Origin of the sequence: Nocardia sp. CA-151230 (genome assembly GCF_050942175.1) — a bacterium.
Lineage (GTDB): Bacteria > Actinomycetota > Actinomycetes > Mycobacteriales > Mycobacteriaceae > Nocardia.
The window spans coordinates 1,312,055-1,332,181 of the sequence record NZ_CP192061.1; the positions used below are offsets into that span (position 1 = coordinate 1,312,055).

Here is a 20,127-nt window from a genome sequence, read left to right on the forward strand (position 1 = left end):
CCCGGTGGTGCCCGCTCGCGGCGTTCACCTGCTCAGACCATAGGATAGTGACTCGTGACTCCAGCTGACCTTGCAGATCTCCTTCGTGCTACCGCTGCGAAGGTACTTGTCGAACGCGGATCAGACCCTGCGATCCTGCCCGACGAGGTCAAGGTGGAGCGTCCCCGCAACCCCGAGCACGGTGACTATGCCACGAATGTGGCCATGCAGGTAGGCAAGAAGGCGGGAATGAACCCCCGCGATTTCGCGACGTTGCTGGCCGAGGCGCTGTCGGCCGCCGAGGGCGTCGAGGCTGCCGAGGTCGCGGGACCGGGCTTCCTGAACATTCGCCTGGCCAAGGCCGCGCAGGGCGCGATCGTCGAGAAGATCCTCGAGGCCGGTGCGAAGTTCGGCACCGCGGACGCTCTCGGGGGCACGAAGATCAACCTCGAATTCGTCTCCGCCAACCCGACGGGCCCGATCCACCTGGGTGGAACCCGCTGGGCCTCGGTCGGCGACGCGCTCGGCCGGATCCTGGCGGCCCAGGGCGCGGACGTCACGCGCGAGTACTACTTCAATGATCACGGCGCGCAGATCGACCGCTTCGCCAACTCGCTGGTGGCCGCCGCGCTGGGACAGCCGACCCCCGAGGACGGCTACGCGGGCGCCTATATCAACGAGATCGCCGACACCGTCGTGAAGGCCAACCCGGGTGTGCTGGAACTCCCGGAGGCCGAGCGGCACGAGCTGTTCCGCCGCGAGGGCGTCGAGCTCATGTTCGCGCACATCAAGAAGACGCTGCACGACTTCGGCACCGACTTCGACGTGTACTTCAACGAGAGTTCGCTGTTCGCATCCGGTGCTGTCGAGCAGGCCATCGAGACGCTGAAGGCGTCCGGCAAGCTGTACGAGAAGGACGGCGCCTGGTGGATCGCCTCCACCGAATACGGCGACGACAAGGACCGCGTCGTCATCAAGAGCGACGGCAAGTCCGCCTACATCGGCGGTGACATCGCCTACTTCCAGAACAAGCGCTCGCGCGGTTTCGATCTGTGCATCTACATGCTCGGTGCGGACCACCACGGTTACATCGGCCGTCTCAAGGCGGCCGCGGCCGCGTTCGGCGACAACCCCGACACCGTCGAGGTGCTCATCGGCCAGATGGTGAACCTGGTGAAAGATGGTGCCGCCGTTCGCATGTCGAAGCGCGCGGGCACCGTCGTCACCCTCGACGACCTGGTCGAGCAGATCGGCGTGGACGCGGCGCGGTACTCGCTGGTGCGCTCCTCGGTGAACTCCAGCATCGACATCGACCTGGACCTGTGGACCCGGCAGGACAGCGAGAACCCGGTCTACTACGTGCAGTACGCGCACGCGCGCACCAACCAGATCCTCGGCAACGCGGCCGCGTTCGACTACGCCTCGGTCACACCGGATTTCGCGCTGCTGACCGATGATCGCGAGGGCGCGCTCATCCGCACGCTGGGCGAGTACCCGCGCGTGGTGGCCACCGCCGCCGAGATGCGGGAGCCGCACCGGGTCGTGCGCTACCTCGAGGAACTCGCCGGGGCCTACCACCCCTTCCAGTCCGAGAAGACGCTGCGCGTCATCCCGCAGGGCGACGACGTGGTCACCCCGCTCAATGCCGCTCGCCTCGAGCTTGTCAAAGCCACCCGTCAGGTTCTCGCCAACGGCCTCGGCCTCCTAGGCGTCAGTGCACCGGAGCGTATGTAGATGAGTGCCCACCCCGCAGGACCCCGCCACGCGGACATCCCGCACGCGCCCACGCTCGCCGAGCGTCCCAGCGCACCCGCGCAGATGATCGAGTTGCCCGCGAATGTGTGGCCGCGCAACGCCTGTCGCGACGCCGACGGCGTGGTGCGGCTGGCGGGCGTGCCGGTGCACGAGCTGGCCGCCGAGTACGGCACCCCGCTGTTCGTGATCGACGAGGACGACTTCCGCTCCCGCTGCCGGGACATGGTCCGCGCCTTCGGTGACGGCGCGCGAGTTCACTACGCCTCCAAGGCCTTCCTGTGCGGCGAGGTCGCCCGCTGGATCCGTGACGAGGGCCTGCACCTGGATGTGTGCTCCGGCGGGGAGCTGTCGGTGGCGCTGCATGCCGGCTTCCCGGCCGAGCGGATCGCCCTGCACGGCAACAACAAATCGGTGCCCGAGCTGGAGATGGCGGTCGGGGCGGGCGTCGGCGACGTGGTCGTCGACTCGCTGATCGAGATCGAGCGCCTGGAGGCGGTGGCCAAGCGCGCCGGCAAGGTGGTGGACGTGCTGATCCGCGTCACCGTCGGCGTGGAGGCCCACACCCACGAGTACATCTCGACCGCGCACGAGGACCAGAAGTTCGGCTTCTCCATCGCCGGCGGCGACGCCATGCAGGCCATCGCCCGGGTCTTCGAGTCCGACAATCTGCGCCTGGTCGGCCTGCACTCGCACATCGGCTCGCAGATCTTCGAGATCGACGGCTTCGAGATCTCCACCCGCCGCATGCTGGGCCTGCTGCGCGAGGTCGCCGACAAGTTCGGCATGGAACGCGCCGAACAAATGCGCGTGCTGGATCTCGGTGGCGGCCTGGGCATTTCGTACCTGCCGCACGAGGATCCGCCCGCCTTGGACGGCTTCGCCGCCAACCTGCGCCGCATCGTGGCCGAGGAGGCCGAGCGGGCCGGGCTGCCGGTGCCGACCATCGCGGTCGAGCCGGGCCGCGCCATCGCCGGTCCCGGCACCGTCACCCTCTACGAGGTCGGCACCATCAAAGATGTTGTGCTCGACGGTGGTAATCGCCGACGCTATGTGAGCGTCGACGGCGGCATGAGCGACAACATCCGTCCCGCCCTGTACCAGGCCGAGTACGACTGCCGCCTGGTCTCGCGTTCCAGCGAGGCCGGTCCGGTGGTCGCACGAGTGGTCGGAAAGCATTGCGAGAGTGGGGATATCGTCATTCGTGACACCTGGCTCCCGGCCGATGTGGGCCCGGGCGACCTGGTGGCGGTGGCCGCGACCGGCGCGTACTGCTACTCGATGTCGAGCCGCTACAACTTGCTCACCCGGCCCGCGGTGGTCGCGGTGCGAGACGGCAAGGCGCGCTTGATCCTTCGCCGCGAAACGGTGGAGGACCTACTCAGCTTGGAGGTGAAGGCATGACCGGGTCCACGGCGAGCCGTGAATTGGGTTCCAGCAGAAACGGCGTGTGGGGACAGGACCATCCCATTGGCGTGGCCGTCCTCGGCATGGGCACGGTCGGCACCGAGGTGGTCCGCATCATTCGTGACCACGCCGACGACCTGTGCAACCGGGTCGGCGCTCCGGTCGTGCTGCGCGGTGTCGCGGTGCGCGACCTGAGCAAGGACCGCGGCCTGCCCGCCGAGCTGGTCACCACCGATGCCGAGGCCCTGGTCACCCGTGACGACGTGGACATCGTGGTCGAGGTCATGGGTGGCATCGACCCCGCCCGCGACCTGATCAAGTCCGCGCTCACCAAGGGCAAGTCGGTGATCACCGCGAACAAGGCGCTGCTCGCCGATTACACCGGTGAGCTGGCCGCCGCGGCCGAATCCAACCGCGCCGACCTGTACTTCGAGGCCGCCGTCGCCGGGGCCATCCCGGTGATCCGCCCCCTCATCCAGTCGCTGTCCGGCGACCGGGTCAACCGCGTGGTCGGCATCGTCAACGGCACCACCAACTTCATCCTCTCGGCCATGGCCGAGACCGGCGCGGACTACGGCGACGTGCTGGCCGAGGCCACCCGCCTGGGCTACGCCGAGGCCGACCCGACCGCCGATGTCGAGGGCTACGACGCCGCCGCCAAGGCCGCCATCCTCGCCTCCGTCGCCTTCCACACCCGCGTCACCTCCGGTGATGTGTACCGCGAGGGCATCTCCAAGATCACCTCCGAGGATCTGGAGACCGCTGCGGCCGTGGGCTGCACCGTGAAGCTGCTGGCGATGGCCGAGCGCGTCACCGACGACGGCGGCAAGGAGAAGATCTCCGTGCGCGTCTACCCGGCCCTGATCCCGCGCAAGCACCCGCTGGCCGCGGTCAACGGCGCGTTCAACGCCGTGGTCGTGGAGGCCGAGAACGCCGGCCGGCTGATGTTCTACGGCCAGGGCGCCGGCGGCGCGCCGACCGCCTCGGCAGTCATGGGCGATCTGGTGATGGCGGCGCGCAACAAGTTCTACGGTGGCCGCGCCCCGGGCGAATCGGTCTATGCTGAGCTGCCGATCGCTTCGATCGGCGACACCCCGACCCGCTACCACGTGAACCTGCAGGTGGCCGACCGCACCGGTGTGCTGGAAGCGGTCGCCGGGGAATTCGCCAAGCACAGTGTGAGCATCTCGACGGTCCGTCAGGAAGGTCACGACGTCGGCGCGCGCCTGGTCGTGGTGACCCACCATGCGCAGGAATCCGCGCTTGCGGATACCGTTGCCGCATTGGCCGAACTGGACTCCGTCACGTCCGTGACCAGTGTTCTGAGATTGGAAGGCACCGAGGAATGAGTGCAACCGCACGCGCGACAGCCGTGCATACGCCGTGGCCGGGTCTGATCGACGCCTACCGCGATCGGCTCGCGATTCCCGCTGACTGGGAAGCCGTCACTCTCTTCGAGGGCGGCACCCCGCTGGTGCCCGCGCATCACCTCTCCGAGCTGACCGGCTGTGAGGTTTACCTCAAGGTCGAGGGCGCGAACCCGACCGGTTCCTTCAAGGACCGCGGCATGACCATGGCCATGACGGATGCGAAGTACAACGGCAAGACCGCCGTGCTGTGCGCCTCCACCGGCAACACCTCGGCCTCGGCCGCGGCGTACGCCACCCGCGCCGGTCTGCACTGCGCGGTGCTGATCCCGTCGGGCAAGATCGCCATGGGCAAGCTGGCCCAGGCGGTCATGCTGGGCGCGAAGATCATTCAGGTGGACGGCAACTTCGACGACTGTCTCGAGCTGGCCCGCAAGGTCACCGCGGACTTCCCCGAGGTCGGCCTGGTGAACTCGGTCAACCCGGCCCGCATCGAGGGCCAGAAGACCGCGGCGTTCGAAATCGTGGACGCGCTGGGCAAGGCGCCCGATGTACACGTGCTGCCGGTCGGCAATGCGGGCAATATCACCGCGTACTGGAAGGGCTACAGCGAGTACCACGCCGACGGCATCACCAGCTCGCGCCCGCGCATGCTGGGTGTGCAGGCCGCCGGCGCCGCGCCGCTGGTCAACGGTGCTCCGGTCGCGAATCCGGAGACCGTGGCCACTGCCATCCGGATCGGCGCGCCCGCCTCGTGGAACGGCGCCATGAACGCCAAGGCGGAGTCGGGCGGCGCGTTCCGTGCGGCCACCGACGAGGAGATCCTGGCTGCGTACCACCTGGTCGCGGCCAAGGAGGGCGTGTTCGTCGAGCCCGCTTCCGCCGCTTCGGTGGCCGGTCTGCTGGCCGCGCGCGCCGAGGGCTGGCTGGATTCCGGCCTCACCGTGGTCTGCACGGTGACCGGCAACGGCCTCAAGGATCCGGACAACGCGCTCAAGGGCATGCCCGAGGTGACGCCGATCGCGGTCGACCCGGTCGCCGTGGCCCACGAACTCGAGCTGGCCTGAGTTGAATTCTCGTGATGGTCAGCTCCGTGAGCGAGCGGAGCGAGCGAACAATGTCACAGCCGCTTCGCGGTACGGCGGTGCCGAGCGTCAGCGAGGCACCGGCGTGACGCGGACGCTGCCCGCCGGAATCTCCGTCATCGTGCGGGTTCCGGCGTCGAGCGCCAACCTGGGCCCGGGTTTCGATTCCCTCGGAATCGCTTTGGGGCTGTACGACGAGATCACGGTGTCCACCACCGACTCCGGGCTCACCATCAGGGTGGAGGGCGAGGGCGCCGACGATGTGCCCTGGGGCCCTTCGCATCTGGTGGTGCGCGCCGTCGAGCGCGGCCTGCAGGCCGCGGGCGTCTGGGCCGACGGCCTGGATGTGGTGTGCCGCAACGTGATTCCGCACTCGCGGGGCATGGGCTCGTCGGCGTCGGCCGCGGTGGGCGGCCTGGCGGCCGGGCGTGGGCTGGCCGCGAAGTTCGATCCGGAGCTGGCCTACGGCGATGACGTGCTGGTCCAGCTGGCCGGTGAATTCGAAGGCCACCCGGATAATTCGTCCGCCAGCATCCTGGGCGGATTCGTGGTGTGCTGGACGGAAACCGACCGTTCGGCGGACGAAAACGGCAGTGCCGACGCGCATCACGCCCGCCTGTACCGCGCGGTGCAACTGGAGCCGCATCCCTCGCTGCGGCCCGTGGTGCTCATTCCCGAGGAGCGTTCCGCCACCGCGCACACCCGCGGCCTGCTCCCGGAGACGGTTCCGCACGTGGACGCGGCCTTCAATGCCAGCCGGTCCGCGCTCGCCGTAGTCGCCTTGACGCAGCGGCCCGACCTGCTGCTTCCCGCCACGGCCGACCGGCTACACCAGGGCTACCGCGCCTCGGCGCTGCCGCTCACCACCAAATGGGTGGAACGGTTGCGCGACGCGGGCATCGCGGCCACCGTGTCGGGCGCGGGCCCGACCGTGCTCGCCTTCGCGACCAGCGAATTCCCCGAAGAACTGCGCGAACTCGCGATCGCGGACGGCATGCGCGTTCTCGAGCCGGGCATCGCCGGCGGCGTCTCGGTGGATTGACAGCGTGCCTGCCTTGCCGATGTAAAAGGTGGGAGCTATCCTGAGCGAGTCCGTACATCGTGCGCGTCAGACGCCGGTGCTTCATCAGGGCAAATCGCTCCAGAGGCTCCTTGCTCAGGCTCGAGGCTTGAGGCTCGAAACTTGGGGGTAGCCGGTCAACTGGAATGATCTCTCCCACCTTGTCAGTTGGATGAGCACCAGCACTCGGTGGCGAAGCCCACGTGGTGGCAACCCCACCGGCCCGGCGGGACAGGCGATACGGCATCCGAGTCCGGCATGTGACCGGACTGCAGGAGGAACCCTCGAACAGGCACACGGCGGTCGAGGGAAGGAAAGGATTTCCGTGACAGATACGGACCTGCTCGCGACACCCGGGACGGATAGTGATTCAGCGTCCTCGGGTAGCCGCGAAAGTGACTCCGGACAGATTTCGAAGATGAGCGAACAAACTGACGTCGCACGATCGGGGCTGACTGGAATGTTGTTGCCGCAGTTGCGTGCGCTTGCGGGAGAGCTCGGTATCCGAGGCACTTCCGGGATGCGTAAGGGTGATCTCATCGCCGCTATCAAGGAGAACCAGGCCGGGGGCGCCAAGCCTGTTGCCGCCGCCGGCGGCAAGCCCACGCGGAACGCGAAGGCCAAGGCCGAGGACGCGCCGAGCGGCGGGGAGTCCGTGCCGGCCCCCGCGCGCGAGGTGAAGAAGGCCGCTGCTGTTGCCGACTCCGCTCCGGCCACGGCCGAGGTGAAGGCGGAGGCGAAGGCCGGCCGCGCGGACAAGGTCGAAGCGCGCAAGGCCGACGCCGAGTCGCGCCAAAACGCTTCGGAGACGCGCGAATCCAAGCGCGAGGAGGGCGAGAGCGCCCGCGCCGAGGGCGGCGACGACAGCCGGGACGGTGGCCAGCGCGGCCGCGGTCGCCAGCGCCGGGGCCGCGAGCAGCGTGGTGCCGCCACCGCCGAGACCACCGCCGAGGCTCCCGCCGCCGACAAGGGCGAGCAGGAGGGCGGCGAGCGCCGTCGCGATCGTGGCAACCAGGGCGAGCGTCGCGATCAGGGCGAGCGTCGCGACCAGGGCGAGCGTCGCGACCAGGGCGAGCGCAACCAGCAGAGCCAGAACGGCGCCGGCCGCGGCAACCAGCGTGATGATCGCGGCGGTGACGACGAGGAAGGCGGCCGCGGCCGCCGGGGCCGTCGCTTCCGCGAGCGTCGTCGCGGGCGGGACCGCGAGGGCGGCGCCGCCGGTGGCGAGGCCCGCGAGATGGAGATCCGCGAGGACGATGTCCTGCAGCCGGTCGCCGGCATCCTCGACGTGCTCGACAACTACGCGTTCGTCCGCACCTCCGGCTACCTGGCCGGCCCGAACGACGTGTACGTCTCGATGAACCTGGTCCGCAAGAACGGCCTGCGCCGCGGTGACGCCATCACCGGTGCGGTCCGCGCTCCGCGCGACGGCGACCAGAGCAACCAGCGGCAGAAGTTCGATCCGCTGGTGCGGTTGGACACGGTCAACGGCGCGGACGTCGAAAGTGCCAAGCGCCGACCGGAATTCAACAAGCTGACCCCGCTGTACCCGAACCAGCGCCTGCGGCTGGAGACCCAGCCGAACAAGCTGACCACGCGCATCATCGATCTGATCATGCCGATCGGTAAGGGTCAGCGCGCGCTGATCGTGTCCCCGCCCAAGGCGGGTAAGACCACGATCATGCAGGACATCGCGAACGCGATCTCGGTCAACAACCCCGAGTGCTACCTGATGGTGGTGCTGGTGGACGAGCGTCCCGAGGAAGTGACCGATATGCAGCGCTCGGTGCGCGGCGAGGTCATCGCCTCCACGTTCGACCGGCCGCCGAGCGACCACACCTCGGTCGCCGAGCTCGCCATCGAGCGGGCCAAGCGCCTGGTGGAGCAGGGTCAGGACGTCGTCGTGCTGCTCGACTCGATCACCCGATTGGGCCGTGCGTACAACAACTCGTCCCCGGCCTCGGGCCGAATCCTTTCCGGTGGTGTGGATTCCACCGCGCTGTACCCGCCCAAGCGGTTCCTCGGCGCGGCCCGCAATATCGAGAACGGCGGCTCGCTCACCATCATCGCCACCGCGATGGTGGAGACCGGTTCCACCGGTGACACGGTCATCTTCGAGGAGTTCAAGGGCACGGGTAACGCCGAGCTCAAGCTCGACCGCAAGATCGCCGAGCGTCGTGTGTTCCCGGCGGTCGACGTCAACCCGTCCGGCACCCGCCGCGACGATCTGCTGATGTCGCCCGACGAGGCCGCGGTCCTGCACAAGCTGCGCCGCGTGCTCTCCGGCCTGGATTCACATCAGGCCATCGACCTGCTGGTCGACCGGTTGAAGAAGACCAAGAGCAATGTCGAGTTCCTGATGACGGTCTCCAAGACCGCCCCGGGCGCGCTCGACGAATGAGCCTGTAGCACAAGGCTATTGACGACGGCGGCTCCGCTTCTGCGGAGCCGCCGCCGTCGTTCCGGCAGTGCCTCCGGTCTTCCCGGGACCGGGCGCGGGCTGTAGAAGAACAGTCCGATCAGCGCGCCGCCGGCGATCATGAAGCCGAGAATGAGCGCGGTCACGGCACCGGACATGTCCGCTGCCGTGACCGCTGTGTAGGTGAGGGTGGCGTCCCCCCGCGGCGGGATGGGGGTCGGGCTCAGGGGTCCCACCGCGTTGCCGGACTCTCCGGGAGCCATCCACCAACCCGCTACCGCCAGAAGCGTCAGTGTGACGAGGACCGCCCCCGCGACGAGCTCCGCGCGCCGCCGGTCTGCCCTCCCGGCCTCGGCGTGCACGGTGACGAGGGACGGGTCCCCGATCGTCGCGTCCTTCCTGGTCACTGCTGCCCTTCCGATGGTCGCGTGACTCTCACCTGGACAAACTCTATGAACATGAGTGTTCGTAGTCCTGAGTAGCGAGCTACTCGACTTCCAGCCTCACTCGAATACACGAAATATGCGTGCCCGTAGTTTTATGGGCGAACAGCCGGGAACAAACCGGTTCAACCACCTGTTCACGACGGTGTCACCCCTCGTGACGACCACTCGCTCACGGCACATATACTGTTCCGTCGGCAACCATGCCTAGTCGGTTCCGGTTCACGTCTCGCATCGCCAGGCGACCCGGAGCCTTTCGAAAGGACACCCATGAAGGCAGGAATTCACCCCACGTACGTGGACACCACGGTCGTGTGCGGCTGCGGCAACACCTTCCAGACCAAGAGCACCAAGGAGTCGGGCCAGATCACGGTCGAGGTCTGCTCCCAGTGCCACCCGTTCTACACGGGCAAGCAGAAGATTCTGGACACCGGTGGCCGCGTGGCTCGCTTCGAGGCCCGCTACGGCAAGCGCGACAAGGCTGCCAAGTAGCTGTCCCGCCGACGCCCGTCCTGCACAACCGCAGGCCGGGCGTCTGTGTTTAGTTGCCTCCGCGTTCCATTGCCTCCGCTTCGCTCCGGCGAGCCGCGGAGTGGTGAAGGCGGTCGCGGCCCTGCAAGCTCGTTTTTCCTCCTCCGCTTCGCTCCCCCGCTCCGTCAGTCCAGAATCGAGCCGGGCCGCGAACCGTGGGCGGTTCGTCTCTCGCCTGTATCCAGAACCAAGTTCTCGAAGGAGCCCACACGCCATGGCCGACAAGCAGGCGGCCCCGTCCGCGATCGATGACATCCTGGCTGAGTACGCCGGTCTGGAAACTCAGCTCGCAGACCCGGCGCTGCACAACGATCCCGGAGCAGCACGGCGCGTGGGTAAGCGTTTCGCCGAGCTCGGCCCGATCATGGCCACCTACACCAGGCTGAAGACCGCGCGCGAGGATCTGGACGCCGCCGAGGAGCTCGCGGCCGACGATTCGTCCTTCGCCGCCGAGGTCCCGGGGCTGCAGGAGCAGGTGGAGGAGCTGGACAAGCAGCTCACCGACCTGCTCGCGCCGCGCGACCCGCACGATGCCGACGATGTCATCCTCGAGGTGAAATCCGGTGAGGGCGGCGAGGAATCGGCGCTGTTCGCCTCCGATCTGGCCCGTATGTACCTGCGCTACGCGGAGCGGGCCGGCTGGAAGGTCGAGGTGCTCGGCGTCACCTACTCCGATCTGGACGGGTACAAGGACGCCAGCTTCTCCATCAAGAGCAAGGAAGCGACCCGCGACGGCGTGTGGTCCAAGCTCAAGTTCGAGGGCGGCGTGCACCGCGTGCAGCGCGTGCCGGTGACCGAATCCCAAGGGCGCATTCACACTTCGGCCGCGGGCGTGCTGGTGTACCCGGAGCCGGACGAGGTCGAGGAAGTCGAGATCGACGAGAAGGACCTGCGGATCGACGTCTACCGCTCCTCCGGCAAGGGCGGCCAGGGCGTCAACACCACCGACTCGGCCGTGCGCATCACCCACCTGCCCACCGGCCTGGTGGTAACCTGCCAGAACGAACGTTCGCAGCTGCAGAACAAGATTCGCGCCAAGCAGGTGCTGGCGGCGCGGCTGCAGGCCCTCGCCGAGGAACAGGCCGATGCCGACGCGGCCGCGGGTCGCGCGTCGCAGATCCGCACGGTGGACCGCTCCGAGCGCATCCGCACCTATAACTTCCCGGAGAATCGCATCGCCGATCACCGCATCGGTTTCAAGGCGCACAACCTGGACTCGGTGCTGGACGGCAACCTCGATGACCTGTTCAACGCCCTGGGCGAAGCCGACCGCGCCGCCCGCCTCGCCGCGGAATAAGCGGAATAACCGGCATACCATCACGGTCAGCGTTCGGCGGCCAGTATCGTCTCCCAACGTGACAACTGATTGCGTCGCGCCCGGGGTAACTCCTCGGGTACGTCCAGAATCGGTTCGGCACGCGACCGTCGGCACGGATGCGCGGCGGTCGACGGCTCTTGGCCGTCCGCTGAAGGCTCGGAGAGGCGGGGGAGTGAAAGGCTGCGAACCGTGAGTCGTGTACCGTTGCGCCCCGCGGTCCGGGAGGCCGTCGAGATCCTGGTCGCGGCCGGGGTCCACAGCCCGCAGGCCGACGCGGAATACCTTGCGGCACATGTGCTGGGCGTCGATCGGGGGCGCCTCGCCCTCATGCCCATGCTCACCCCCGACCAGCTGGAGGAGTACCGCAAGCTGGTCGCCAGACGGGCGGAGCGCGTTCCGCTGCAGCACCTTACGGGCACCGCGGCGATGGGGGAGATCGACCTCGCGGTCGGTCCCGGAGTCTTCGTCCCACGCCCGGAGACGGAATTGCTGTTCGCCTGGGCGCTCGGTCAGCTCGAAGCCCTCGGCCACGAGCATCAGCCGATCGTGGTGGACCTGTGCACCGGTTCCGGCGCGCTGGCCCTGGCCATCGCGCATGCCCGCCCCGACGCCCAGGTGCATGCCGTCGAACTCGACACCGAGGCCCTGGCCTGGGCCCGCCGCAATGCAGTGCAACTGGCCGACGAGGGCGACACCCCGATCGACCTGCACGCCGGCGACGTCACCGACCCCGCCATCCTCGAGCAGCTCAACGGCCGAGTGGACGTGGTCGTCTGCAACCCGCCCTACATCCCCGAGGACGCCGAACTCGATCCCGAGGTGATCGACCACGACCCGCACCGCGCCCTCTTCGGCGGCCCCGACGGCCTGTCCGTCATCCGCCCCATGACCGCCACCATCGCCCGCCTCCTGCGCGAAGACGGCACGGTGGCAGTCGAACACGACGACACCAACGGCTCCGGCGTCGCCGCCCTCTTCGCCGACCACGGCGGCTTCACCGACATCGTCGAACACCCCGACCTCGCCGGAAAACCCCGCTTCGTGGTGGCCCGCCGCATCGCCGACTGACGGTTACTCGGGGCTGCCCTCGATCTCCACGCCGTGCCAGAACGCGACATGATCCTTGATCTTGCGCGCCAGCGGGCTCGGCTTCGGGTAGTACCAGGCCGCGTCCGCATTCTCCTTCCCGTCCACCGTGACCGAGTAGTAGCTCGCAATGCCCTTCCACGGGCACACGGTGTGGTGGGAACTCTCGCTGAAGAACTCCCGCTTCAACGACTCCACCGGAAAGTACTGATTCCCCTCGACCTCCACGGTCCGTGGAGCCTCGGCGATAACCGTCCCGTTCCAGATCGCACGCATCATGAGTCGTGCCTCCTTCGTCACCCCCGAGCCTACGTTCGCCCGGCATCCCCGCAATCCGTACGAAGAGTGCCGATCCTGCGAATCCACGCCCCTGGACGCTCGTCGTGTCCCGCGGCAGCGGCCGCAAGGGCCCTTTCCAGTGCTTACGGCCGTCGCGCTTACCCGGGTCGGCGTTCGGCGGGCCGGGGCTGCAACGTCTCGTCCAGGGTTCGGGCGGGCTGCAACGTCTGGCCAAGGGTCCGGGGTCGGGGCTGCAACGTCTGGTCGCGGGTTCGGGCGGGCTGTGACGCCTCGTCGAGCGTTCGGGGCCGGGGCTCCAACGCTCGGCGGGGGGTTCGAGGTCCTGGCTCGAATGGCTCGTCGGGGGTTCGGGGACGGAGCCCCCGGGATTCCCGGGGTTTCAGGGGCTTGCCCCTGAGAGCTATCGAGAGTTGATCCGTGCCAAGATGTCAGCCGTGAGTACCGTCTACGACTGTGCCGATCCCGACTCCCGCGCCGCCGGCCTGAGTGCCGCGCGCAGCACGCTGAAGTCCGGGCGATTGGCCGTCATTCCGACCGACACGCTCTACGGACTCGCTGCCGACGCGTTCGACAGTCAGGCGGTGAGCGCGCTGCTGGCCGCCAAGCGGCGAGGGCGGGACATGCCGGTGCCGGTGCTGGTCGGGTCGTGGAACACCATCGACGGACTGGTCTTCTCGGTGCGCCCACAGGCCCGCGAGCTGATCCGCGCCTTCTGGCCGGGCGGGCTGAGTCTCGTTGTGCAGCAGGCCCCTTCGCTGGCCTGGGATCTGGGTGACGCACGTGGCACGGTGATGCTTCGCATGCCGCTGCACCCGGTCGCGCTGGAGCTGCTGCGCGAGGTGGGTCCGCTGGCGGTGTCGAGCGCGAACGTCTCCGGGCAGCCGCCCGCCACCACGGTGGCCGAGGCGCAGGCGCAGCTGGGCGATCTGGTCGGGGTGTACCTCGACGGCGGACCGGCTGATCACGCGGTGGCGTCCACCATCGTCGATCTCACCGCGGACACCCCGCGCATTCTGCGCGAGGGCGCGGTGCCGGTCGAGAAGGTCGCGGAGGTGCTCGGCATGTCGCCCGAGGAGCTCCGTCAGGCGGGCGCGCGGTGACGGCCCGTTAAATGCTGCTGAGTCAGGGCGTATTCAGCCAGGGCGCGGTCGTCCCGCTGCGGGAGCTGCTGCTGGTGCTGCTCGTCGCCACGGTCATCGCCTACCTGACCACCGGTGGAATCCGGGTGCTGGCCATCGCCTTCGGTGCGGTCGCCATTCCGCGTGAGCGCGATGTGCACGTGAAGCCGATTCCGCGAATGGGCGGGTTGGGCATCTATCTGGGCCTGCTGGCGGCCGTGCTGTTCGCCCACCAGCTGCCGGCCCTGCGCCGCGGATTCGACTATCCCAAGGACATTCCGGCGGTGCTGGCCGCGGCCACACTCATCGTGCTGGTCGGCATCATCGACGACCGCTGGGGCCTGGACTGGCTGACCAAGCTGGTCGGCCAGATCACCGCGGCGGGTGTGATGGCGGTGATGGGCCTGAGCTGGGTGGCCATCTACAACCCCTTCACCAACGAGACCGTGGTGCTCGATCCGCTCCAGGGCGGTTTGGTGACGGTGGGCATCACGGTGACGGTCGTGAATGCCATGAATTTCGTGGACGGCCTGGATGGTTTGGCCGCGGGCCTCGGTTTCATCGCGGCCGTCGCGGTTTTCGTGTTCACCGTGGGTTTGCTCTATGAGGTGGGCGGTTCCACCGACACCTATCCGCCCGCGTTGCTGGCCGCGGCGCTGGCCGGTGCGTGCCTGGGATTTCTGCCGCACAATTTCTCTCCGGCCCGCATTTTCATGGGTGATACCGGATCCATGCTCATCGGATTGATGCTGGCCGCGGTGTCCACCGGCGCTTCCGGTCGAATTCCGCTGCAGGGTTACGGCCCGCGCGACATCGTGGGTCTGCTGTCGCCGTTGTTGCTGGTGGGTGCGGTGATGTTCATTCCGGTACTCGATCTTGTTTTGGCGGTGGTCCGCCGTGTTCGCGCAGGTGTGAGTTTTTCCACGCCCGACAAAATGCATCTGCATCACCGTTTGCTGCAGATCGGGCATTCACAGCGCCGCGTGGTGCTGGTGATCTATCTGTGGGTGAGCGTGCTCGCATTCGGCGCGGTCGGGACCTCGCTGATCTCGGACAGGCGCATGGTGGTGCTGCTGTTCGCCGCCGGTCTGGTTTTCGCGCTGATCGTCACCGCGGTGCCGTCCTGGCGGGAACTGAAGATCAACTCCGTCCGCAAACCGCCCCGCGATCGCGATCACGTCGCCGGGTAGAGTTGCTGATCGTGAGCACGCCTTTCGATCCCGGTCCCGACGCCCCGCTGCGCGCGGCACTGCGCTATGGCATCGCCGGTTTGGCTGTGCTGGTTGTGGTTTCGGCCATCCTCTCGACCGTCTTCGCGGGCCTACCCGGCCTGTGGGGCGCGTTGATCGGCGCCGCCCTGGGTGGCGCCTTCATCCTCACCACCGCCGCGTCGGTGTTGTTCAGCGCGAAGATCGAATCCGGCCTGCAGGGCATCGTGCTGCTCGGCAGCTGGGTCGGAAAGCTGCTGCTGACAGTGATTGTCGTCGCAGTGCTCCAGCAGTACGACTTCTACAGCCGCGGTGCCCTGTTCTGCACCGTGGTCGGCGCGCTGCTCATCGTGCTGGGCGCGGAGACGTACGGTCTTCTGCGCCAACGGGTTCCGACCGTGCAGGTGGACCGCGACCTGTAGCCCGGGATCCCCGCGGCGACCTCGCGAAACACCGTTCGTCACGCGTTTCCGCGACCCCCTACGCATTGTCGTAGATAACTTGATAAACTCTTTACCTGTAGCCAACCGAATCAACAGGGGGGTCCGCTGAGGCCCGCTTGAGAGCAGGTTATGCTTACAGCCGTACCGGACCCTGTCGGGTCGCGGTTCTGCACCGTCGACGATGTCGCCGACGCGCGTACAGACGCCAGGGCGTGATGCCACAGCTGCTGACGAACTTCGAGCCGACCTGAGTCGACCCACCAGATCGTCAATGTCCGATCGAACCGCAGGAGAAAACTATCTCCTGCGGCCGACCACGGGAGAGAACGCTGAGCGTCACCATTTTGGCGGGCGAGTTCCACGCGCCGTCACTCAACGACTTCTTCCCTCCAGCAGTGCTGTTCGAGGGGACGCCTTTCGAGCTCGACCGTTTGATGCTGATTCGCATCCTCATGTCGGTCGTTCTCCTGGCTGTGATGTTTGCCGCTTTCCGTCGGCCGCAGCTGGTTCCGCGCGGACTCCAGAATGTCGCCGAAACCGGTCTGGTGTTCGTCAAGGAGCAGATCTGCGACGAGGTGCTCGGCAAGGAATCCGGCAAGAAGTTCTTCCCGCTGATCGCGTCGATCTTCTTCACCGTGCTGTTCCTGAACTTCTCGGGTGTCATTCCGGGCCTGAACATCTCGTCGAACGCGCGAATCGGCATGCCCCTGGTGCTGGCGGTCGTCGCCTACGTCACCTTCAACTACGTGGGCATCAAGAAGTACGGCTTCCTGAAGTACATGCGCTCGTCCATCGTGGTGCCGGATGTGCCGGCCGCGCTGCACCTGCTGCTGATCCCGATCGAGTTCATCTCGACCTTCGTGCTGCGCCCGTTCACGCTGACCGTCCGTCTTCTGGCGAACATGCTGGCCGGCCACATCATGTTGGTGCTGTTCTTCAGTGCCACCCAGTTCTTCCTGTTCGATGCCGTCTCCTGGATGAAGGTGTTCTCGCCGTTCTCGCTGCTCGCGGGCCTCGGCTTCACCCTCTTCGAGCTGCTGGTGGTTTTCCTGCAGGCGTACGTGTTCGCGCTGCTGACCGCTGTCTACATCGGTCTGGCGCAGCACGCCGACTCTCACTGACCGACCGCACCAACATCACAAACCTGCCTTCCACGCCGCCCGGCGGGTGGGCGACAGAAAGGGAATGAAACACACATGAGCACCCTCTCGTACCTGGCTGCTGAAGTTGCCGAGTCCAAGTCCAAGGGCTTCGGCGCCATCGGTTACGGCCTCGCTGCGATCGGCCCCGGCATCGGTGTTGGCATCGTTGTCGGTAAGGCCATCGAGGGCATCGCCCGTCAGCCCGAGCTGCAGGGCACCATCCGGACCAACATGTTCCTGGGTATCGCGTTCACCGAGGCCCTGGCGCTGATCGGTCTCGTCGCCGGCTTCATTTTCTGATTCCGGCCCAAGACTAGGAATCAACGATGAACAGCACCTATCTGCTCGCGGCTGAGGGGTCTTCCGACGTGAACCCCCTCATCCCGGAGCCGTATGACATTTTCTGGTCTGCGGTCGTCTTCATCGTTATCGCCTTTGTCTTCGCCAAGTACGTCGTCCCGCGCCTGACCAAGGTGCTCGACGAGCGTTCCGAGAAGATCGAGGGCGGTATCGCCAAGGCCGAGGCCGTGCAGGCCGAGGCGCAGGCCACCCTGCAGCAGTACCAGGAGCAGCTGGCCGAGGCTCGCCTCGAGGCTGCCCGTATCCGTGAGGAAGCCCGCACCCAGGGTGCGGCCATCCTGTCGCAGATGCGTGCCGATGCGCAGGCCGAGGCCGACCGCATCGTGGCCGCCGGTCACTCGCAGCTGGAGGCACAGCGCCAGCAGATCGTGACCGAGCTGCGGTCCGAGCTGGGCCGTACCGCGGTCGACCTGGCCGAGAAGATGATCGGTCAGTCGGTGGCCGACGAGGCCAAGCAGGCGGCGTCGATCGACCGGTTCCTCGCGGAACTGGATGCGAACGCCGGCATCGGGGTCGGAAGGTAACGAGCCGAAAGTGGGAAGCATGTACGCAGCGAGCCGCGAGGCGAGTTCCCGTGCGCGGGAAGCTCTTCGGGCCGCTCTGACCGGTAGCGACACCGTCGCGGCTACTACGGGGTCGGAACTGTTCGCCGTTGTCGCCGTCCTCGACGACCAGCGTTCGCTGCGTGTGGCGCTCGCGGATAAGTCGGTGTCGAGTTCGGCACGCGCCGAGCTGGCCGAACGCGTCTTCGGCGGCAAGATCAGCGGCACCACCCTGGCCGTGCTGACCACGGCGGTGGCCCAGGACTGGTCGCGGGCCCGCGATCTGGTCGACACGCTGGTCCTGCTCGGCCGCGAAGCGCTGCTGCGCGCCGCGGACGAGCGTGGCCGCCTGACCGCGGTCGAGGACGAGCTGTTCCGGCTGGCCCGGATCATCGACGACAACCCGGACCTGGAGCAGGCGCTGCAGGACCACGGCAAGCCGGCGGAAGCCAAGCGTGCCCTGGTGCAGCGTCTGCTCGCGGGCAAGGTCGAGGACATCACCCTGCAGCTGGCCGAGCAGGCCGTGCTGCGCCACAAGGGTGATGCCGGCGCGGCCATCGACGAGCTGTCCGACCTGGCGGCTTCGCTCCGGGAGCAGATCGTGGCGCACGTGCGCGCCGCGGTGGCCCTGACGCCGCAGCAGCGCGAGCACCTCGCCGCGTCGCTGCAGCGCATCTACGACAAGCCGATCACGGTGCACGTGGAAGAGGACCCGAGCCTGTTGGCCGGCGTCGTCGTCCGCGTGGGCGACGACCTGATCGACGGCAGCGCCGTCGGGCGGCTCCAGCGCTTGCGTCAGTCTCTCGCTTAGAGACAAACGCCAGAAGCGCAGTAACACACCGACATTCGAGACCACAGCGAGAGCAGGAAGAACATGGCGGAGCTGACGATCTCCCCCGATGAGATCCGTAGCGCGATCGAGAGCTACACCCAGAGCTACACCCCCGAGACCTCCATCGAAGAGGTCGGTGTCGTCACCGACACCGGCGACGGTATCGCCCACATCAGCGGCCTGCCGTCCGCGATGGCCAACGAGCTGCTGGAGTTCCCGGGCGGCGTCCTCGGCGTGGCGCTGAACCTGGAGGACACCGAGATCGGTGCCGTCATCCTGGGTGAGTTCGACACCATCGAAGAGGGCCAGCAGGTCCGCCGCACCGGCGACGTGCTCTCGGTTCCCGTGGGCGACAAGTTCCTCGGCCGCGTCATCGACCCGCTGGGCGCGCCGATCGACGGCCTGGGCGAGATCGAGGCCGACGAGCGCCGCGTGCTCGAGCTGCAGGCCGCGACCGTGCTGGAGCGTCAGCCGGTCGGTGAGCCCATGGCCACCGGCATCACCGCCATCGACGCCCTGACCGCCATCGGCCGCGGCCAGCGTCAGCTCGTCATCGGCGACCGCAAGACCGGTAAGACCGCGGTCTGCATCGACGCCATCATCAACCAGAAGGCCAACTGGGCCACCGGCGATCCGTCGAAGCAGGTGCGCTGCATCTACGTCGCGATCGGCCAGAAGGGCTCCACCATCGCGGGTGTGAAGTCCGCCCTCGAGGCGCACGGCGCGATGGAGTACACCACCATCGTCGCGGCGCCCGCGTCGGACTCCGCCGGCTTCAAGTGGCTGGCCCCCTACACCGGTTCGGCCCTCGGCCAGCACTGGATGTACCAGGGCAAGCACGTCCTGATCGTGTTCGACGACCTGTCCAAGCAGGCCGAGGCCTACCGCGCCATCTCGCTGCTGCTGCGCCGCCCGCCGGGCCGCGAGGCGTACCCGGGTGACGTCTTCTACCTGCACTCGCGTCTGCTGGAGCGTTGCGCGAAGCTGTCCGACGCGCTGGGCGCGGGCTCGATGACCGGTCTGCCGATCATCGAGACCAAGGCCAACGACGTCTCGGCGTTCATCCCGACCAACGTCATCTCCATCACCGACGGCCAGGTGTTCCTGGAGTCGGACCTCTTCAACAAGGGTGTCCGCCCGGCCATCAACGTCGGTATCTCGGTGTCCCGAGTCGGTGGCGCCGCGCAGACCAAGGCCATGAAGAAGGTCTCCGGTTCGCTGCGTCTGGAGCTGGCCTCCTACCGTGAGCTCGAGGCGTTCTCCGCCTTCGCCTCCGACCTGGATGCCGCCTCGCTGGCCCAGCTGGAGCGTGGCGCGCGCTGGGTCGAGCTGCTCAAGCAGGACCAGTACGCTCCGGTTTCGGTCGAGGACCAGGTCGTTTCGCTGTTCCTGGTGGACGGCGGCTACTACGACTCCGTCCCGGTCGGCGACATCCGCCGCTTCAACTCCGAGCTGCTGGAGAGCCTGCACGCCAGCGTGCAGTCCTCCTTCGACGCCCTGCAGGGCGGCGCCAAGGTGCTCGAGGGCGAGGCCGCCGACGCCATCAAGGCCGCGACCGACAAGTTCAAGCAGGGCTTCCTGGCGTCCGACGGCACCCGCGTCGTCGAGGCCGAGGCCGGCCAGCTGGACCACGAAGAGGTCGAGTCTCTTTCCGTCACCCGCAAGCACGTCGAGAAGTAATCGAGACGAGCACATGCGAATGACCGAATCGACGAATGAAGGGAGTGTGAACCGC

Annotated in this window: 18 protein-coding genes; 17 read left to right on the top strand and 1 reads right to left on the bottom strand. The window is 67.6% G+C overall.

Annotation, left to right across the window (positions count from 1 at the left end):
- Positions 1 to 54 precede the first annotated feature (54 nt).
- The 9 genes from argS (at position 55) to prmC (ending at position 12,429) form a co-directional block, all read left to right on the top strand.
- The gene (gene argS / locus ACQP1O_RS05770) at positions 55 to 1,713 is read left to right on the top strand and encodes an arginine--tRNA ligase (RefSeq protein WP_433564839.1); all 1,659 of its coding nucleotides are present in this window, start codon (positions 55 to 57) and stop codon (positions 1,711 to 1,713) included.
- A complete protein-coding gene (gene lysA, locus ACQP1O_RS05775) occupies positions 1,714 to 3,135 on the top strand; it encodes a diaminopimelate decarboxylase (protein ID WP_433564840.1) in 1,422 nt (473 codons plus the stop codon).
- A complete protein-coding gene (locus tag ACQP1O_RS05780; RefSeq protein WP_433564841.1) occupies positions 3,132 to 4,487 on the top strand; it encodes a homoserine dehydrogenase in 1,356 nt (451 codons plus the stop codon). Before lysA ends, ACQP1O_RS05780 begins: the two co-directional genes overlap by 4 nt.
- Positions 4,484 to 5,572 carry a threonine synthase gene (gene thrC / locus ACQP1O_RS05785; protein ID WP_433564842.1) on the top strand — a complete coding sequence of 363 codons (1,089 nt, stop codon included), beginning with the start codon at positions 4,484 to 4,486 and terminating at the stop codon, positions 5,570 to 5,572. The genes ACQP1O_RS05780 and thrC overlap by 4 nt, the downstream gene beginning before the upstream one ends.
- Positions 5,573 to 5,675: 103 nt before the next feature.
- Positions 5,676 to 6,632, top strand: a complete 957-nt coding sequence (gene thrB, locus ACQP1O_RS05790) for a homoserine kinase (RefSeq protein ID WP_433564843.1) — start codon at positions 5,676 to 5,678, stop codon at positions 6,630 to 6,632.
- 343 nt (positions 6,633 to 6,975) lie between these two features.
- Positions 6,976 to 9,051, top strand: a complete 2,076-nt coding sequence (rho, locus tag ACQP1O_RS05795; RefSeq protein ID WP_433564844.1) for a transcription termination factor Rho — start codon at positions 6,976 to 6,978, stop codon at positions 9,049 to 9,051.
- A 731-nt stretch (positions 9,052 to 9,782) separates the two neighbouring features.
- Positions 9,783 to 10,004, top strand: a complete 222-nt coding sequence (gene rpmE / locus ACQP1O_RS05800; protein WP_040856062.1) for a 50S ribosomal protein L31 — start codon at positions 9,783 to 9,785, stop codon at positions 10,002 to 10,004.
- A gap of 253 nt (positions 10,005 to 10,257) precedes the next feature.
- Positions 10,258 to 11,340 carry a peptide chain release factor 1 gene (prfA, locus tag ACQP1O_RS05805; protein ID WP_433564845.1) on the top strand — a complete coding sequence of 361 codons (1,083 nt, stop codon included), beginning with the start codon at positions 10,258 to 10,260 and terminating at the stop codon, positions 11,338 to 11,340.
- A 210-nt stretch (positions 11,341 to 11,550) separates the two neighbouring features.
- On the top strand, positions 11,551 to 12,429 hold the full coding sequence (gene prmC / locus ACQP1O_RS05810) for a peptide chain release factor N(5)-glutamine methyltransferase (protein ID WP_433564846.1): 879 nt from the start codon (positions 11,551 to 11,553) through the stop codon (positions 12,427 to 12,429).
- Between the two features lie 3 nt (positions 12,430 to 12,432).
- On the opposite strand, the gene ACQP1O_RS05815 is transcribed toward prmC, so the two are convergent.
- Positions 12,433 to 12,726: a DUF427 domain-containing protein gene (locus ACQP1O_RS05815; protein WP_433564847.1), complete on the bottom strand. Its 294-nt coding sequence runs from the start codon at positions 12,724 to 12,726 to the stop codon at positions 12,433 to 12,435.
- A 455-nt stretch (positions 12,727 to 13,181) separates the two neighbouring features.
- On the opposite strand from ACQP1O_RS05815, the gene ACQP1O_RS05820 reads away from it, so the two are divergent.
- From ACQP1O_RS05820 to atpA, 8 genes are all read left to right on the top strand, one after another.
- On the top strand, positions 13,182 to 13,847 hold the full coding sequence (locus ACQP1O_RS05820; protein ID WP_354849536.1) for an L-threonylcarbamoyladenylate synthase: 666 nt from the start codon (positions 13,182 to 13,184) through the stop codon (positions 13,845 to 13,847).
- Positions 13,848 to 13,858: 11 nt separating this feature from the next.
- On the top strand, positions 13,859 to 15,055 hold the full coding sequence (locus ACQP1O_RS05825; RefSeq protein WP_433564848.1) for an MraY family glycosyltransferase: 1,197 nt from the start codon (positions 13,859 to 13,861) through the stop codon (positions 15,053 to 15,055).
- Between the two features lie 2 nt (positions 15,056 to 15,057).
- Entirely contained in the window at positions 15,058 to 15,495 is a 438-nt protein-coding gene (locus ACQP1O_RS05830; protein ID WP_433564849.1) for a hypothetical protein, read from the top strand.
- 416 nt (positions 15,496 to 15,911) lie between these two features.
- Positions 15,912 to 16,637: a F0F1 ATP synthase subunit A gene (atpB, locus tag ACQP1O_RS05835; protein WP_433567591.1), complete on the top strand. Its 726-nt coding sequence runs from the start codon at positions 15,912 to 15,914 to the stop codon at positions 16,635 to 16,637.
- 75 nt (positions 16,638 to 16,712) lie between these two features.
- Positions 16,713 to 16,958, top strand: a complete 246-nt coding sequence (locus ACQP1O_RS05840) for an ATP synthase F0 subunit C (RefSeq protein ID WP_040856073.1) — start codon at positions 16,713 to 16,715, stop codon at positions 16,956 to 16,958.
- Between the two features lie 26 nt (positions 16,959 to 16,984).
- Positions 16,985 to 17,542 carry a F0F1 ATP synthase subunit B gene (locus tag ACQP1O_RS05845; RefSeq protein WP_433564850.1) on the top strand — a complete coding sequence of 186 codons (558 nt, stop codon included), beginning with the start codon at positions 16,985 to 16,987 and terminating at the stop codon, positions 17,540 to 17,542.
- Positions 17,543 to 17,561: 19 nt separating this feature from the next.
- Positions 17,562 to 18,371, top strand: a complete 810-nt coding sequence (locus ACQP1O_RS05850; RefSeq protein WP_433564851.1) for a F0F1 ATP synthase subunit delta — start codon at positions 17,562 to 17,564, stop codon at positions 18,369 to 18,371.
- Positions 18,372 to 18,434: 63 nt separating this feature from the next.
- Positions 18,435 to 20,072: a F0F1 ATP synthase subunit alpha gene (gene atpA / locus ACQP1O_RS05855; protein ID WP_433564852.1), complete on the top strand. Its 1,638-nt coding sequence runs from the start codon at positions 18,435 to 18,437 to the stop codon at positions 20,070 to 20,072.
- The last annotated feature ends 55 nt before the right edge of the window (positions 20,073 to 20,127 follow it).

What these genes read in the sequence shown, in the direction of transcription:
- ACQP1O_RS05850 (WP_433564851.1), top strand. Translation starts at nt 17,562, where the DNA reads ATGTACGCAGCGAGCCGCGAGGCGAGTTCCCGTGCGCGGGAAGCTCTT.
- ACQP1O_RS05845 (WP_433564850.1), top strand. Translation starts at nt 16,985, where the DNA reads ATGAACAGCACCTATCTGCTCGCGGCTGAGGGGTCTTCCGACGTGAAC.
- ACQP1O_RS05780 (WP_433564841.1), top strand. Translation starts at nt 3,132, where the DNA reads ATGACCGGGTCCACGGCGAGCCGTGAATTGGGTTCCAGCAGAAACGGC.
- ACQP1O_RS05825 (WP_433564848.1), top strand. Translation starts at nt 13,859, where the DNA reads ATGCTGCTGAGTCAGGGCGTATTCAGCCAGGGCGCGGTCGTCCCGCTG.
- thrC (WP_433564842.1), top strand. Translation starts at nt 4,484, where the DNA reads ATGAGTGCAACCGCACGCGCGACAGCCGTGCATACGCCGTGGCCGGGT.
- ACQP1O_RS05815 (WP_433564847.1), bottom strand. Translation starts at nt 12,726, where the DNA reads ATGATGCGTGCGATCTGGAACGGGACGGTTATCGCCGAGGCTCCACGG.
- prfA (WP_433564845.1), top strand. Translation starts at nt 10,258, where the DNA reads ATGGCCGACAAGCAGGCGGCCCCGTCCGCGATCGATGACATCCTGGCT.
- lysA (WP_433564840.1), top strand. Translation starts at nt 1,714, where the DNA reads ATGAGTGCCCACCCCGCAGGACCCCGCCACGCGGACATCCCGCACGCG.
- atpA (WP_433564852.1), top strand. Translation starts at nt 18,435, where the DNA reads ATGGCGGAGCTGACGATCTCCCCCGATGAGATCCGTAGCGCGATCGAG.
- ACQP1O_RS05840 (WP_040856073.1), top strand. Translation starts at nt 16,713, where the DNA reads ATGAGCACCCTCTCGTACCTGGCTGCTGAAGTTGCCGAGTCCAAGTCC.
- rpmE (WP_040856062.1), top strand. Translation starts at nt 9,783, where the DNA reads ATGAAGGCAGGAATTCACCCCACGTACGTGGACACCACGGTCGTGTGC.